Here is a 13,861-nt window from a genome sequence, read left to right as displayed (position 1 = left end):
GATTCGCGCGCACCAGAAACGCTATTGAGCTGGGAGAACGTGGGCCATCCAACGGGCTGCCCAGTCCGGGTACAGCAGGCGCTACCGCTGGTCGCCGTCCAGGTAGCGCAGCACCGCGGTGACCCGGCGGTCGGCACGGTCGTCGGGTGGGAGCTGGAGTTTCGCGAAGATGCTGCGGATGTGCTTGTGCACCGCGCCGTCGGTGACGAACAGCCGCTCGGCGATCGCCGTGTTGCCGAGCCCTTCGGCCATCAGCCCCAGCACCTCACGTTCGCGGGGCGACAACTCGGCCAACGCCGTGTCCGGCCGGCGGTTGCGGGCGAGCAACTGCGCCACCACCTCCGGGTCGATCACGCTGCCGCCGGCCGCGACGCGGCGCAGCGCGGCGAGGAACTCCTCGACCCGGCCCACCCGTTCCTTCAACAGATAGCCGAGCCCGACGGCGCCGACCGAGAACAGTTCGGTGGCGAACGCCTGCTCCACGTACGCCGACAGGACCAGCACCGCGAGGCCGGGCTGGCGCCGCCGGGCCTCCACCGCGGCCACGATGCCCTCGTCGGTGTGGGTCGGCGGCATCCGTACGTCCACGATCGCCACGTCGGGCGCGTGCTCGTCGACAGCGACCAGGAACTCTCCCGGAGTGCCCGCCGTGGCGACCACGTCCAGTTCCTCAGCCCGCAACAGCAGCGCCAACCCCTCCCGCAACAGCGGGTCGTCCTCGGCGATCACGATCCGCATGGCAGCTCCACGTGCATCCTCGTCGGCCCTCCCGATGGGCTGGTCAGCGTCATTCGCCCGTCGTACGCCTCGACCCGCCGGCGGATGCCGGTGAGCCCGGAGCCGCGTGCCTCGTCGGCGTCGCCGCGGCCGTCGTCCTCGATGGTGACCAGCAGCCGACCCTGCTCGCGGCGCACCGCGACGTCCACCTGGCTCGCCCCGCTGTGCCGGACCACGTTCGTCAGCGCCTCGGCCACCACGAAGTACGCGGTGGCCTCGACCGACGCCGCGCAGCGGACGGCCACGTCCACGGCGAGCCGGCACGGAACCGCGCAACTGCCGGCCAGGCCCGCCAGCGCCCCGGCGAGACCCCGATCGTCCAGCACGGGCGGCAGGATGCCGCGCACCACCGTACGCAGTTCGCCGAGCGCCTGTTCCGCCGCGTCCTGCGCCTGCCCGAGGATCTCGTCGGCCCGGTCCGGGTCACGCCGTACCGCCCGGCGCGCGGCGCCCAGCAGCACGTTGACCGCGACCAGCCGATTCTGGGTGCCGTCGTGCAGCGACCGCTCGATGCGGCGCAGCTCCAGGGCGTGGGCGTCCAGCGCCGCGGCCCGGGTGGCGGTCAGCGCGGCGACCCGCAGCGACAGGTCGACCCCCGGCGGCGGGGGCAGCAGCCACCGGCCGGGCCAGGACTGGAAGCGGGCCAGCGCCGGGCCGAACGCGACCGCGGCGACCAGCCAGCCCACCCCGAGCAACCCGACCAGGAGCGCCTCGGACAGCCCGTCGATGCGCCACCAGCCGATCCCCGGAGCGCCGGTCTCGGGCGGAACCAGTCGATACCACAGCGGAAACGTGATGTCCTGCAACGCGTTGATCGGCAGGGTGAGGCCGACCAGGCCGGACACCAGGCCGGTGATCGAGTGGAGCGTGACCCAGCCGAGCTCCCGGCGGACGAACGGGTCGCGCATTGCCTCCCGCAACTCCTCCGGCACCGGCCCGGGAACCGGGATCGTCGTGCCCCGACGGGACAGCCGGGCGCGCTCCCGATCGGCCACCGCGCGCACCGTCCGCAACGCGCCAGGCGCCAGCCGCAGACCCACCCCGACCAGGCAGGTAAGTGCCACGACCACCACCCAGAACAGCGCGCCCAGCGCCAGCAGCGCGGTGCCCAGCCCGCCGACGAGGTGTTCGAGGGCGTCGACCGAGGCACGCACCCGGCCCCGCACGTACGCCATCGCCGCCCACCTCCCGGGCCAACATAGGCCACCGCGAGCACGGCCGGCAGCGTCCGCGGCGGAAAGTACAGCCTGCTGTACGCCTGTCGTCGCGCTGGCGGGATCGTCTCCGCCGGGGTCGCCCACCTAGCGTCGATGGTGTCGTCGAAGCTCACCGAGGGAGACAGTCATGACCGACCCGTACCGCATCACCCAGGCCCCCGCCACCGCGCCGGAACGGCCCGGTGGCCTGCTACGTCCGCTGCTGTGGCTGGCGCTCTTCGTCAGCGCGGCGATCAACGCCGTGCTATCGAACGCCCTGGACAACCCGTGGATCGGCTCGGTGTTCGGCCTGGTCGCGCTGCTCTGCGGTGCGGCGCTGATCGTCCACCACCGCCGCAACCGGTGACCCGGCAACGCGCGTCCCGTGGCGGGGACCCCGCGACGGGACGGCGCGGTCACCGCTTCGCCGTCCAGAAGACGTAGAGGGCGCCGTACGGCACGGACGCGGTCGCGCCGTCGGTGCAGGCGCCGCTAGGCGCGACACCACCCGAGGTCAGCAGACGGCTGACGTACTCGACGGTGCCGAGACTGCCGCTGCCGGAACGGGTGTCCACCGTCAACAACAGCTCGGGGATCGTCCCCGCGCGCGGGCTCTCCGCGGTCTTCTTCGCCGTGACCGACGAGCCGTCGCGCTCGGACTGCCAGCTCGGGCCCCTGAAGTGGTGGACCCGGCCACCCGTGCCGATCAGCTGAGCCTCCGGTACGGACGCGCCGGTGAACACCCCACCCGTGCACGTGTAGGTCTGCGTTCCCCGCGCGACGACGTACGCGCCGACGGGGCGGGATCCGGCCGGAGGCCTGATCGCCGAGGCGATGCGGGGGACGTCGATCCGGCGGGCGTCGGCGCCCAGGGTCGCGCCCTCGGCCACCTCGGCGGCCGACGCCGGGCTGGCCACCAGACCGAGCGCCGCGACCACACCAGCCGTTCCGACGAGCGCAAGCGCCCGGACCCGGGAGCGGGACATGCTGATCATGCGATTCCTCCGTCCAGGGGCGGGCGTGCCCACGCCCCCATGGATCCGCACGGACAGAACACGCTCGGCGATCAATTTCCGGGCGAATTTGAACGCTCATTCACCCGGGTCCACCAACCCGGCGCGGCCACCCGAACAGCAGCACTGGACCGGGTAGCGGGCGTCCGGACGGTCAGTGCCCGGTGGCGCTGACAGTCATGCGCTGGGTGCCGAGCACCGAGAGCAGACGCAGCGCCTCCGCGGAGGGTGAGCCCGGCACCGCGGTGTAGATGACGAGCCGCTGGTCGCGGTCGGCGATGTCGAGGACGTCGCAGTTCACGGTCACCGGCCCGACCAGTGGATGCTGGAAGGTCTTGATCAGGGTGTGCTCGTCGCCGACGTCGTGCGACCCCCACAGGTCCCGGAACCGCTGGCTGCCCGCGAGCAGGTCGCGGACCAGCGCCGCCACCTCGGGGTCGTCCGGATAGCGGGCGGCGGTGGCCCGGAGTCGCCGAGCCGAAGCGCGACCGAACTCGTCGACGTCGGACACCCCGTACAGCACCCGACCGTCCGGGTGCGGGCCGAGGAAGGCGCGGCGGACCAGGTTGCGGTCACGCCGGGGCAGCGCCGAGAAGTCCTCCATCAACGCCGCCGCGAGATCGTTCCAGGCGATCACCTCGTAGCTGGCCGACGTCACGTGGGCGGCCGCCTGGGGTAGTCGCTCGATCAGGTCGAGGATGCTCTGCCGTACCTCGCGCGGCGGCCCGGCCGGCGGGGCCGGTGGCCTGCCGGCCAGGTGGTGCAGGTGGTCGCGCTCGGCGTCGGAGAGGCGCAGCGCGCGGGCCAGGCCGGCCAGCACCTCGGGCGAGGGGTGCGGGGCGCGGGCCTGTTCGAGACGGGTGTAGTACTCGATGGAGATGAACGCCAGCCGGGACACCTCCTCGCGGCGCAGCCCGGGCGTGCGACGCCTGGTGCCGGCCGGCAGGCCCACCTCGGCCGGGGTGATCCGCTCGCGCCGGCTGCGCAGGAAGAGGGCCAACTCCTGTCGGTTCACCCCTCAAGTGTGCGCCGCCGAACGGGCTCAGCCAGGTATCGACGATGCCTGGCTACGACCCGGACGCCGGACGCAGGCTGGCCGCATGACACCACTGCTCAAGGACAAGGTCGCGTTCGTCAGCGGGGCGGGACGGGGCATCGGCGCCGCGGCCGCCCGGCTCTTCGCCCGCGAGGGGGCGCGCGTGCTGCTGGCGGCCCGGACGGAATCCCAGCTCCGAGCCGTCACCGACGAGATCCGGGCGGCGGGCGGCACGGCTGATCACGTGCTGTGCGACTTGGCCGACCCGGACAGCGTTCGGGCTGCGGTCGACCGGGCCGTCGCCCTGCACGGACGGCTCGACGTGGCCTTCAACAACGGCGCGACCATCACTCCACCGGGGCCCGTCGACCGGGTGAGCCTGGCCGACTTCGACCGGCTCTACCAGGTCAACCTGCGGGGCGTGTGGCTGGCCATGATCGCCCAGGTCGCGGCGATCCGGGCCACCGCCGGCCAGGGTGCGATCGTCAACAACTCCAGCGTCGGCAGCCTCACGGGCAATCCGGCGCTGCCCGCGTACGGGGCGATGAAGCGTGCGGTGAACAGCCTGACCGAGTCGGCGGCCATCACCTTCGCCCCGGAGGGCATCCGGGTCAACGCGATCGCTCCGGGCAACACCCGTACCGAGATGATCGACAGTTGGCAGGAGAACTCGCCCGGTCTGGTGGAGCGCCTGATCGCGGCCACACCGCTGGCCCGCCAGGCCGAGCCCGAGGAGATCGCCGAGGCGGCCGCGTGGCTTCTCAGCGACCGTTCGTCGTTCGTGACAGGCGTCGTGCTCCGCGTCGACGGCGGGGCACGAGCCTAGGAGCCATTGATCGGATCATCACCACCTGTTCAATAGATGCTGACAAATTCCGACCAGTCTTGGCGACATGGCTATCACCCAGCGACGCCTCCTCGCCACCACAGTCGTGGCCGGGCTGGCTCTGCTCGCCGCGTGGGCACCGGCACGCGCCGCGGAGCCCGCCCCGGCGACCACCGCCAGCGCCCCCAACATCATCTTCGTCCTCGTCGACGACCTCGCGTGGAACCTCGTGCCGTACCTGCCGCAGGTCCGACAACTGCAGAGCGACGGGGTCACCTTCACCAACTACACGGTCACCGACTCGCTGTGCTGCCCGTCCCGCTCGTCGATCCTCACCGGCCAGTTCCCGCACGACACGGGTGTGTTCACCAACGGCGGGGCCGACGGCGGTTTCGCGGTCTTCAAGGGCCGGGGCAACGAGAACCGCACCTTCGCGACGGTGTTGCAGGGCAAGGGCTACCGGACCGGCTTCCTGGGCAAGTACCTCAACGGCTACCTGCCGGCGGACACGCAGGGAGGTGCGCTGCCGTACGTCCCGCCGGGCTGGTCGGAGTGGTACGGGGCCGGCAACGGGTACCCCGAGTACAACTACGACCTCAACGAGAACCACACGGTCGTCCACTACGGCAGCCAACCGGCCGACTACCTGACCAACGTGCTGTCCCGCAAGGGCAAGGACTTCATCCAGCGCTCGGCGGCCGCCAACACGCCCTTCCTGCTGGAGGTGTCGACCTTCGCCCCGCACAGCCCGTTCACCCCGGCCAACCAGGACCTCGACGACTTCCCCGGGCTGACCGCCCCGCGCACCGCGGCGTACGACCGGCTGCCCACCAACCCGCCCTCCTGGCTGGCCGGCAACGGACCACTCACCGCGCAGGAGAAGAGCACCCTGGACACGAACTTCCGCAAACGTGCCCAGTCCGTGCAGGCGGTCGATCGGCTGATCGGCAACCTGCGCGCCCAGCTCACGACCAGCGGAATCGCCGACAACACCTATGTCGTGTTCAGCTCCGACAACGGCTTCCACATGGGCGAGTACCGGTTGACCGGCGGCAAGCAGACCGCCTTCGACACCGACGTGCGGGTGCCGCTCGTCGTCGCCGGGCCGGGCGTCGTCCCCGGATCGGAGCGCCCCGAGATCGTGCAGAACATCGACCTGGCACCGACCTTCCAGCGCATCGCCGCCGCCGACGTCGGCACGCACGTCGACGGGCGCAACCTGCTACCGCTCGCGCAGGGCGAGGCAGCGCCGAACTGGCGCACCGGGGCGCTGATCGAACACCACGGCCCCAACCAGGCCGCCGACGACCCCGACGCCCAGGACCGCCGCAACGGCAGCCCGGTCACCTACGAGGCCCTGCGGACCGCGACCTACACCTACGTCGAGTACTCCAACGGCGAACGGGAGTACTACGACCGGACCGTCGACCCGCACCAGCTCGACAACATCGCTGCCGGCCTCTCGGCCACGCGACGGGCCGCGCTGCACGATGCCCTCGCGTCGTACGTCGCCTGCCACAGCCACTCGGCGTGCTGGACGGCCGGTCACGTGCCGGCCTGACGACAGGCTCGGCGGGGCTGCTCGTCCGACGGGCGGCCCCGGTCGGCAATCCCTGGAACGCTTGCTCCGCGTCGACCTCGACATCACCGTCTGGACGCGATCACCGGCGGGGTGACGGTGTGCGGCCGGCCCGGTAGCGACCTGGCGTCGTTCCGATGATCGCGCTGAACGCCGCGATGAAGCTGCTGGGATTGGCCCAACCGCACGCGTAGGCCGTCTGGGTGGTGTCCCGACCGTCGGCCAGCAGCACGAGTGCGTGGTAGACGCGCAGCTGCGTCCGCCACTCGTAGAAGGTCATGCCAAGTTCGTCGTGGAACAGTCGACTCAGGGTACGAGTGCTCGCTCCGATCGTCCTTCCGAGTTCGGCAAGCGTGGCGTTGTCGGCAGGCGTCTCGTACAGCAGCCGGGCGATGGCCCGCAGGCGGTCGTCGCGCGGCTCCGGCAGGTGCAGCGGCTGTTCGGGTGCCTCGCGGAGTTCGTCGACGAGCACTCGAAGCAGGCGGGAGCGCGCCGCGCGGCTGTGGCCAGGCGTCGTGTCGTCGTAGTTGCCGGGGCCGGTCAGGGCGAGCAGGACCTCGCGGGCGAGGTCTGAGGCCAGGAACACGGCGGGGCGTTCCGGTAGGAGCCGGGCGAGGGACGGCGCGAGGAACACGATCCGCATGTCGGTGGCGCCGTGTGCCCGGTGGTCGTGCGTGAATTCCGCAGGGGTCCAGGCGACCCGGTTCGCGGGAACGATCGACGCACCGCGTTCGGTGTGCACGGCCAGGATGCCGCTGGCCGCGTACACCAGATGCCCTCGGGCGTGCGTCTGCGCGGCGCTCGTTCCCCCGGCCGGCCAGAGGTGGCGGCCGCCCGAGGGCCAGAGGTGCGACGTCACTCCGGCGGCCGGACGAGATCGGCGGGGAACGGGCATCGACTGGCTTCCTGTCGGTAGTAAGCCACTCCCTGACCTGGCGACACTACCTGCGGGCGGTGAGCCGCGGCCGCGCTGACGCGACCGCCCGGCATCGGGTGGCCTGCCCCGACGCCCAGGCTGAAGAGAGGAAAAGCGCATGACGACGTACGTCCTTGTGCCCGGCGCCTGGAAGGGTTCCTGGTCGTTCGAAGCGGTGGTCCCGCTGCTGGAGCGGGCCGGTCATACCGTGCACGCGCTGACCCTGACCGGTCTGCGGCCGGACGACGACGATGCGACAGTCGCGACCGCCAATCTCGACACGCACGCCGACGACGTGGTGCGGCTCCTCGACCGCGCCCACGTCGCCGACGCGACGCTTGTCGGCCACAGCTACGCCGGAATGGTGGTCGCCGCCGCAGCGGACCGCGCGGACGGCCGGATCTCGCGACTGGTGCATCTCGACGCCTACGTGCCGCTAGATGGCGAGTCGTGCTGGTCGGCGACGAACGAGCACTTCCGGAAGGTGTTCGCCGCGGGAGCTGCGGGCACCGGCTATTCCGTTCGGCCGCCGGAGGGCGGCGATCCCCGCCGTCGTCCCCACCCCCTCGCCTCGTTCCTGCAGACGATCCGGCTCACCGGCGCCGCAGCCCGGGTCCCACGACGCGAGTTCGTCTACTGCTCGGGGTGGGCGGACCGGACGCCGTTCGCCCAGCTCCGCGCCCGGGTCGACGCCGACCCAGAGTGGCAGGTCCACGACCTCCCCACCGGCCACGACGCCATGCACGAGGCCCCCGAGGCGGTCGCCGCGCTGCTGCTCGACGAAGGAGGCTCATCGCGCTGACGGTGACGGGCGGCCCGCTACTCCAGGAGTTGTTTCAGCGTGCCGAGGTTGTCCCGCATCCCGGTCTTGAAGAGCCTCTCGGCAAGCGGTCCGAGGAGTGCGACCGGGCCGGTGAGACCGGCCGCGCTGATCGTGCCCTCCAGGATGAGTCTCGTGGTGCCGTCGGACGGCCGGACGAGGTAGCGGTAGGTGAACGGGGTGGGCCCGGCCAGCGAGGTGAAGGTGACCTCCTCGCCCTGGGCGTACGCGGTGATCGACACGTCGTTGCGGGCGGGCCCGCCGGGCAGGTCTCGATACACCTCGTACCGGGTTCCCAGGCCGCCGACGCCTCCGACGCGCTCCACGCGTCGCACTGCCGAATACCACCGCGGCATGGTGGTGAAGTCGGCGACGAAATCGAACACGCGCCCTGCCGGGGCCGCGATGTCCAGGTCGAGGTGGAAGGTCATGGTTGCCCCCTGTGTGCGTGCCGCACCCCGACGACGCGGTCAGTCCTTCTGCTTCTTCTCGGCAGCGAGGCGGTTCGCGAGGGCGAGTCCGGCGGGTGATTGTCGGGTGAAGCCGTGCAGGAAACCGATGAACGCGTCGACGTCCGTTCCGGCACTGGCCTGGTCGAGCAGGTCGTACAGCTGATTTTCGATCTCCGCGACGCGGCGGGCCTTGTCCCGGCCCGGCGCGGTGAGCGCGAGCCGGACCTGCCGCCGGTCGTGTTCGCTTGTGGTTCTCTGCACGAGGCCCGCCGCGACCAGTCGGTCGACGATGCGACTCGGGCTGGTGCCGGTGTCGCAGACGAGCATGTCGCCGAGTTCCCGGAGGGCGAGCGGTCCGTGGTCGCCGATGATGCGCAGTGCCTCCGATTGCGCGGGCGTGACACCGATCTCGGACAGCAGCACGGTGAGCTGGCGGTTGCCCTCTCGTTGTGCCGCGAGAATGAGGTAGCGGAGCTGCTCGGCTGTTCTCACACCCGCATCGTGCCGTGTCCACGCAGAGCCGCGGCCAGGAGCCCGGCCGCCGCGGGGTCGATCTGGACGGTGCCGGTGCTGACAACCGTGACCTGCTTGATCGGTGTCACTGCGAACTCCTTAGATGTCACGACATGCATGTCGTGACACGAATTAGACATTCGGGGCACTCTTCCTGTCAAGCCCCCAGCCGTCCGTGCGTCCGATCCGGCGGTGCGTCCGATCTCGACTGTGCTCCGGCGATGACGGATGTCCATGGGCGGGCAGGCCGAGAGCTGCGCCGCCGGTAGGGTGGGACGCGGCACACCTGGGGAGGAAACGTGATCAAGCGCTGGGGATCCGCCGGGCTGGCACTCGGGCTCGCCCTGCTGGCGGCCGGGTGTGGCGACGATCCGTCGCTGACCGGCACGTGGATCATGGCGGACAACCAGGCCCGCACGATGACGGTGCGCGACGACGGCTCCGTGTCGGCCAACATCGACGTCCCCTGCACCGGCACCACGAAGGACGAGGGCAACCGGGAGTACCGGCTCGAGCTGGACTGCGGCATCACCAAGATATCGGCCGACGGCGTCCTGAGCACCGACGGCAGCACCCTCACCGTCAAGGACCCGAGCACCGGCCAGGACGCGGTCTGGAACCGCAAGTAGTCCATCGGGCAAGCCACGCCGCGGACGGCCCGTGACCGGCACCTGTCGCCCACGCGCGGGGCTGCGCCGCGTCGATACCGCGCGATACGGTGCCAGACGTGCCGCCCGGCTGTCCCGACGTCGCCGGCACGCGATGTCACATCACCCGGTTGCGGCGGAGGCGGACACGTGGCGGTTGCGGAGGTCGCGGGCGGCGTTGTGCAGCTCCTGACGGCGATCATGGAGTACCGACGGTTCCTGGCCGAGCAGCAGCAACAGCAACTGCTGCAGCAGCGTGCGGTGACCGAGCGGCAGATCGAGTTCGCCCAGGCCGTCGGCGACCGGCAGTTCGACGTCCGCAGTGAGCTGGCCGAACAGGCTGCCGGGCTCGACCCGCACCGCACCCGGGAAGTGCACGACCAACTGCACGCGCAGTACCGCCAGGACGCGGCGACCTGGAACCGCGCGGCGGACCCGCAGTGGTGGCAGAAGGCCACGAACGCCGACATCGCCGAGGTGTGGCGTGCCTCCACCGCCTGGCAGGCTGTCGACCCGGCTGCCGACATGGCGCGTCGGGCCGCGGGTGAACGACTCGCCGAGACCGGCGTACGGGTGCCGGCCCCGGGCGGGCGTACCCACACGGGCGATGCACTGTCCCGCGCCGTGCGCGGCGCCGCGGAACGGCAGGGGCAGGCCGCCGGGCCCCGCACGGCGACGTCGGCGGCGCAGCGCAGCGCGACCGACGGCCGTGGGCCTGCGGACCGTTCGTCGCAGCAGCGGGAGGCCGAGGGCCGCCGAGCCGGTGCCGACGCCGACGCGACCTGGCATCGGGCCGCGGCCGCCGACGACCGCCATCTCGCCGGTGAATGGCGCGACGTCCGGCTGGACGCCGAACAGGGGCTCGCGGCCGGTACCGACATGCCCGCCTACGCCGAGGCGCGCGCCGATCACGCCGACGCGCGGGAGCAGGACTTCACCGCCGAGGCGACCCACCACGAACAGATGGCCGACGCGGCCGGGCAGTCTGCGGCCGTCGCCGGCCAGGCAGCTGCGCCGGGTCAGGCCGCCCCGGCCGGAGCCGCCGCTCCGGAGACCGCGGAGGGCAGGGGCGCGCAGGCCGCGGCCAAGGCGTACCCCCGACCGACACGCGGTGCGGTGGGCCGCGGCGCGGACCGTTCGGCCGCCGCGCGGGGCGCGGCGGGCCGGGGGCGGGTGCAGCCGCAACGCGTGCCCACCCGGGCGCCGCACTCAGCCGCCCGCTGAGCAGCTCCGGCGCGGCACGACCACGAGTCCTCTGGGCCGCACCGCGTCTGCTCGACCGGCCGCCGCGGCAGGTTGCGGCTGCCGGCACGACCCGCCGGGCGTCCCCGTGGACACCGCCCCCACCCCCTGTCTCGCGGGGCGCAGGTGGTGGGCGGGTGAAGTGGGCCGCGCCGGCGGTCAGCCGCCCAGCGGCGCTCCGACGCCTGCCATGAACGCGACGGGGTCCACGGAGTTGCCGAAGCTCAGGCTCTGGCTAGGAGCGACGCCCCGGTGCACCTCGTAGTGCAGGTGCGGCCCGGAGGAGTTCCCGGAGCTGCCGCTGAGGCCGAGGACCTCACCAGCTGCGACCCGCTGCCCGACCCGGACGAAGGGCTGATGGATCATGTGGCAGTAGCGGGTGGCGATGTTGCCGGCGTGGCGGACGTCGACGTACCAGCCACATCCGCCGAGGCCGGGGTATCCGTCGGTGTCGCAGCCGTGCCAGGCCGGGGCGTTGCACTTGCTTGTCGACACGACGCCGGCGGCGGCTGCCCGGATGGGCGTCTCCTTCGCGGCGCCGAGGTCGACGCCGGCATGCCTGTGGTCGCCCCGGTCCTGGCCCCACGGTGCGACCACGCCAGCCCGTACCGGCTGCACCCAGCCGCCCGGACCGACCGGGACGGGTTCGAAGGCGCCGGGCCCGCACGGCGCACCCGGTGCTCCCCCACCCAGGTCGTCGATGCTGCCGACCTTCAGGATGGTGGCGGCCAGGACGTTGGCGTCGTTCTCCCACTGCTGGTAGGCCTCGGGAGTGCCGGAGCGCTGCACGGCCTGGGCGGCGTCGGTCAGCCGCATGCCCTGCCAGCCCTCGACCTTCAGCAGCGACGTGTAGAACTTGCCGGCGGCGTACCGGGGGTCGGTCAGTTGTGCCACGGTTCCCCAGCCCTGGCTGGGACGCTGCTGGAAGAGGCCCACGGAGTCGCGGTCCCCGTAGTTGAGGTTGCGCAGCGTGGACTCCTGCATGGCGGTGGCCAGGGCGATCACCAGGCCACGGGCCGGCACCTTCATCTCCTGGCCGACCGCGACGATGATCGCGGCGTTGGCGACCTGGCTCTCATTCCAGGTGGTGGTGCCCTTGCCGCCTCCGGAGGGCACCGAAACGGGGATCGGCCCGCACGGCGAGGCGCTGGCCGCGCCGCCCATCAGGAACAGCGGCAACCCGATGACGCAGCCAGCCAGCAGCAGGATTACCGCGACGACCGCGCCGATGAGACCTTTCGTCTTCTGGTCGGTCACTGCCCGGCCCGTTTGAAGTCGTTGCCGGTGACCAGCCAGCGGCCCTTGATATCGGCGACACTCACCAGCAGCGTCCCGCGATCCGTGGGGATCGCGAACTGCCCGCCGCCGTCGCGGACGGGGTAGGTCGCCCTGGGCGGGCCGGTGATGCGCGACGCGGGCAGGTTGGCCGGATCGACGGTGCGCAACTGCTCGGCGAACCGCGGGACACACAACTGCCTGACGCCTTCGAGCCAGCCTGCCGCGTCGAGCCCTGGCCGGGCCCACGCGGCGGCGAAGGCGGCAGCGGTGGGCGCCGCCTTGGCGACCGGCGCTGTGGGGCCCTCGTCGTCCTCGTCGTCACGGCCGAGGGCCTCCGGCGGTGTGGCGCTGGCGACCGTTCCGGCGACGGCCGGTGCGGGTCCACCATTTCGCGGCACCTCGCCGCCGGCCGGCCCGGATCGGAAACAGCCGGACAGCGTCACGAGCAGCGTCGGTATGGCGACAGTGAAAACCGCCACCCGTACGGCGAGTCCATAATGCACGGATCCGCCTTCTTCCTTATTCATAGCCGCATTACCCCCGTGCTGCCCGCTTGCTTCGTATCCACTGTGAACCGTCTGGTCAGGAGTCAGCTCTGCACGTCACGATGTGGATTCACCATATCGATAGCCGTGCAACCGGGTGCTACTGTCTGCCGCGAAGGTACGTCAGGTACGGGGGAAATCACATGCACGGTCGAGCGCAGGGCGATTCTTGACGTGCCCTCGGTCAATGCGCAGATTCGTACGCGGTACGACACACTGCCAGGTCTCTCGGCCGTACCGGTGCCACCGCAGGCTGTTGCCAACGGGTGGCCTCCGGTGTGGTGGGTCGGCTGCCACGGCGGCAGCGGTGCCACCACGCTCGCGACGTTGACCCAGATCGGCTACGACTACGGGCCCGTGTGGCCGCAGTTGCCGCCGAACTCTCCGATGATCAACGTCGTGCTGGTCTGTCGAGCCAGCGCCGCCGGAACGTTGGCGGCGGCCGGTGCGGTGGAGCAGTGGCGTCGGCGAGCCATCCCGGTGCACGCCCAGGTGCGGGGAGTCGTCGCGGTCGCCGCGTCGCCGCGCCGACCGCCCAAGATCGTCAACGAGCGTCTGCAACTGCTGGCTGGCTGGGCACCGAATGTCTGGCGCGTCGGCTGGCAGGAGGTTCTGCTGGCCGCCGACAAGCCCGTCGATCTGGGCGTCCCCCCACCCGACATCGCCGCGCTACGCGATTCCATCGTGGAAGCTGTCTCGATCTAGGAGAAGGATTCATGTCGTTGTTGCTGCAACTGCACGACGCGGTCACCAGCGTGCAGGACGCTGCGACCGGTGTCATCGCCGCACCGAACCCGGGCAACGTCGCACCCCCCGGCTCGGACAAGATCCTGACGATCCTTGGTTGGGTGAAGTGGCTCGTCACGGCCGTCGCCGTTGGCGGCGCCATGTTCATCGGCGCCAAGATGGCGATCGCCCACCGCCGCGGCGACGACACCAACACCTCTGCGCTGGGCTGGTGGCTGGCCGGTTGTGTGCTACTCGGCGTGGGGCCTCAGTTGGTCGACGCGCTGACCTGAGC

At 71.6% G+C, this 13,861-nt stretch carries 17 protein-coding genes; 8 read left to right on the top strand and 9 right to left on the bottom strand.

Going from position 1 to position 13,861, the window contains the following annotated elements; all coding sequences use genetic code 11:
* Positions 1–81: 81 nt before the first annotated feature.
* Together AB0B97_RS09460 and AB0B97_RS09455 are read right to left on the bottom strand one after the other, a co-directional pair.
* Positions 82–738 (bottom strand): response regulator transcription factor, encoded by a 657-nt coding sequence (locus tag AB0B97_RS09460; protein WP_357491998.1) that lies wholly within the window; start codon positions 736–738, stop codon positions 82–84.
* Positions 726–1,952, bottom strand: a complete 1,227-nt coding sequence (locus tag AB0B97_RS09455) for a sensor domain-containing protein (RefSeq protein ID WP_357491997.1) — start codon at positions 1,950–1,952, stop codon at positions 726–728. Before AB0B97_RS09455 ends, AB0B97_RS09460 begins: the two co-directional genes overlap by 13 nt.
* Positions 1,953–2,121: 169 nt before the next feature.
* On the opposite strand from AB0B97_RS09455, the gene AB0B97_RS09450 reads away from it, so the two are divergent.
* Positions 2,122–2,340 carry a hypothetical protein gene (locus tag AB0B97_RS09450; protein ID WP_357491995.1) on the top strand — a complete coding sequence of 73 codons (219 nt, stop codon included), beginning with the start codon at positions 2,122–2,124 and terminating at the stop codon, positions 2,338–2,340.
* A 49-nt stretch (positions 2,341–2,389) separates the two neighbouring features.
* Here the strand turns inward: AB0B97_RS09450 and AB0B97_RS09445 are convergent, their stop codons facing one another.
* Together AB0B97_RS09445 and AB0B97_RS09440 are read right to left on the bottom strand one after the other, a co-directional pair.
* On the bottom strand, positions 2,390–2,968 hold the full coding sequence (locus tag AB0B97_RS09445; RefSeq protein WP_357491993.1) for a DUF3455 domain-containing protein: 579 nt from the start codon (positions 2,966–2,968) through the stop codon (positions 2,390–2,392).
* Positions 2,969–3,140: 172 nt separating this feature from the next.
* Entirely contained in the window at positions 3,141–4,001 is an 861-nt protein-coding gene (locus AB0B97_RS09440) for a helix-turn-helix transcriptional regulator (protein WP_357491991.1), read from the bottom strand.
* A gap of 85 nt (positions 4,002–4,086) precedes the next feature.
* Here AB0B97_RS09440 and AB0B97_RS09435 point away from each other — a divergent pair, with 85 nt between their 5' ends.
* Positions 4,087–4,848: a glucose 1-dehydrogenase gene (locus tag AB0B97_RS09435; protein ID WP_357491989.1), complete on the top strand. Its 762-nt coding sequence runs from the start codon at positions 4,087–4,089 to the stop codon at positions 4,846–4,848.
* A 67-nt stretch (positions 4,849–4,915) separates the two neighbouring features.
* On the top strand, positions 4,916–6,409 hold the full coding sequence (locus AB0B97_RS09430; RefSeq protein ID WP_357491987.1) for a sulfatase: 1,494 nt from the start codon (positions 4,916–4,918) through the stop codon (positions 6,407–6,409).
* 100 nt (positions 6,410–6,509) lie between these two features.
* Here the strand turns inward: AB0B97_RS09430 and AB0B97_RS09425 are convergent, their stop codons facing one another.
* Entirely contained in the window at positions 6,510–7,322 is an 813-nt protein-coding gene (locus AB0B97_RS09425) for a helix-turn-helix transcriptional regulator (RefSeq protein ID WP_357491985.1), read from the bottom strand.
* Between the two features lie 139 nt (positions 7,323–7,461).
* Between AB0B97_RS09425 and AB0B97_RS09420 the strand changes: the two genes are divergently transcribed.
* Positions 7,462–8,145, top strand: coding sequence for an alpha/beta fold hydrolase (locus AB0B97_RS09420; protein ID WP_357491983.1), 684 nt, complete (start codon positions 7,462–7,464; stop codon positions 8,143–8,145).
* Positions 8,146–8,162: 17 nt separating this feature from the next.
* On the opposite strand, the gene AB0B97_RS09415 is transcribed toward AB0B97_RS09420, so the two are convergent.
* Both AB0B97_RS09415 and AB0B97_RS09410 read right to left on the bottom strand, forming a co-directional pair.
* Positions 8,163–8,594, bottom strand: coding sequence for an SRPBCC family protein (locus tag AB0B97_RS09415; RefSeq protein ID WP_357491981.1), 432 nt, complete (start codon positions 8,592–8,594; stop codon positions 8,163–8,165).
* 39 nt (positions 8,595–8,633) lie between these two features.
* A complete protein-coding gene (locus AB0B97_RS09410) occupies positions 8,634–9,107 on the bottom strand; it encodes a MarR family transcriptional regulator (protein WP_357491979.1) in 474 nt (157 codons plus the stop codon).
* 320 nt (positions 9,108–9,427) lie between these two features.
* Between AB0B97_RS09410 and AB0B97_RS09405 the strand changes: the two genes are divergently transcribed.
* Positions 9,428–9,757, top strand: coding sequence for a hypothetical protein (locus AB0B97_RS09405; RefSeq protein ID WP_357491978.1), 330 nt, complete (start codon positions 9,428–9,430; stop codon positions 9,755–9,757).
* Between the two features lie 168 nt (positions 9,758–9,925).
* On the top strand, positions 9,926–10,999 hold the full coding sequence (locus AB0B97_RS09400; RefSeq protein WP_357491976.1) for a hypothetical protein: 1,074 nt from the start codon (positions 9,926–9,928) through the stop codon (positions 10,997–10,999).
* Positions 11,000–11,176: 177 nt separating this feature from the next.
* On the opposite strand, the gene AB0B97_RS09395 is transcribed toward AB0B97_RS09400, so the two are convergent.
* Positions 11,177–12,274, bottom strand: a complete 1,098-nt coding sequence (locus tag AB0B97_RS09395; RefSeq protein WP_357491974.1) for a M23 family metallopeptidase — start codon at positions 12,272–12,274, stop codon at positions 11,177–11,179.
* Entirely contained in the window at positions 12,271–12,798 is a 528-nt protein-coding gene (locus AB0B97_RS09390; protein WP_357491972.1) for a hypothetical protein, read from the bottom strand. Before AB0B97_RS09390 ends, AB0B97_RS09395 begins: the two co-directional genes overlap by 4 nt.
* Before the next feature lie 318 nt (positions 12,799–13,116).
* On the opposite strand from AB0B97_RS09390, the gene AB0B97_RS09385 reads away from it, so the two are divergent.
* Together AB0B97_RS09385 and AB0B97_RS09380 are read left to right on the top strand one after the other, a co-directional pair.
* Positions 13,117–13,545, top strand: a complete 429-nt coding sequence (locus AB0B97_RS09385) for a hypothetical protein (protein WP_234591576.1) — start codon at positions 13,117–13,119, stop codon at positions 13,543–13,545.
* A gap of 11 nt (positions 13,546–13,556) precedes the next feature.
* Positions 13,557–13,859: a hypothetical protein gene (locus tag AB0B97_RS09380; RefSeq protein ID WP_234591575.1), complete on the top strand. Its 303-nt coding sequence runs from the start codon at positions 13,557–13,559 to the stop codon at positions 13,857–13,859.
* Positions 13,860–13,861: the final 2 nt, after the last annotated feature.

The sequence above is a fragment of the Micromonospora sp. NPDC049004 genome, from assembly GCF_040649315.1.
GTDB lineage: Bacteria > Actinomycetota > Actinomycetes > Mycobacteriales > Micromonosporaceae > Micromonospora.
The sequence above is the reverse complement of the archived record's forward strand: the minus strand, read 5'-3'. Positions and strand labels throughout refer to the sequence as shown.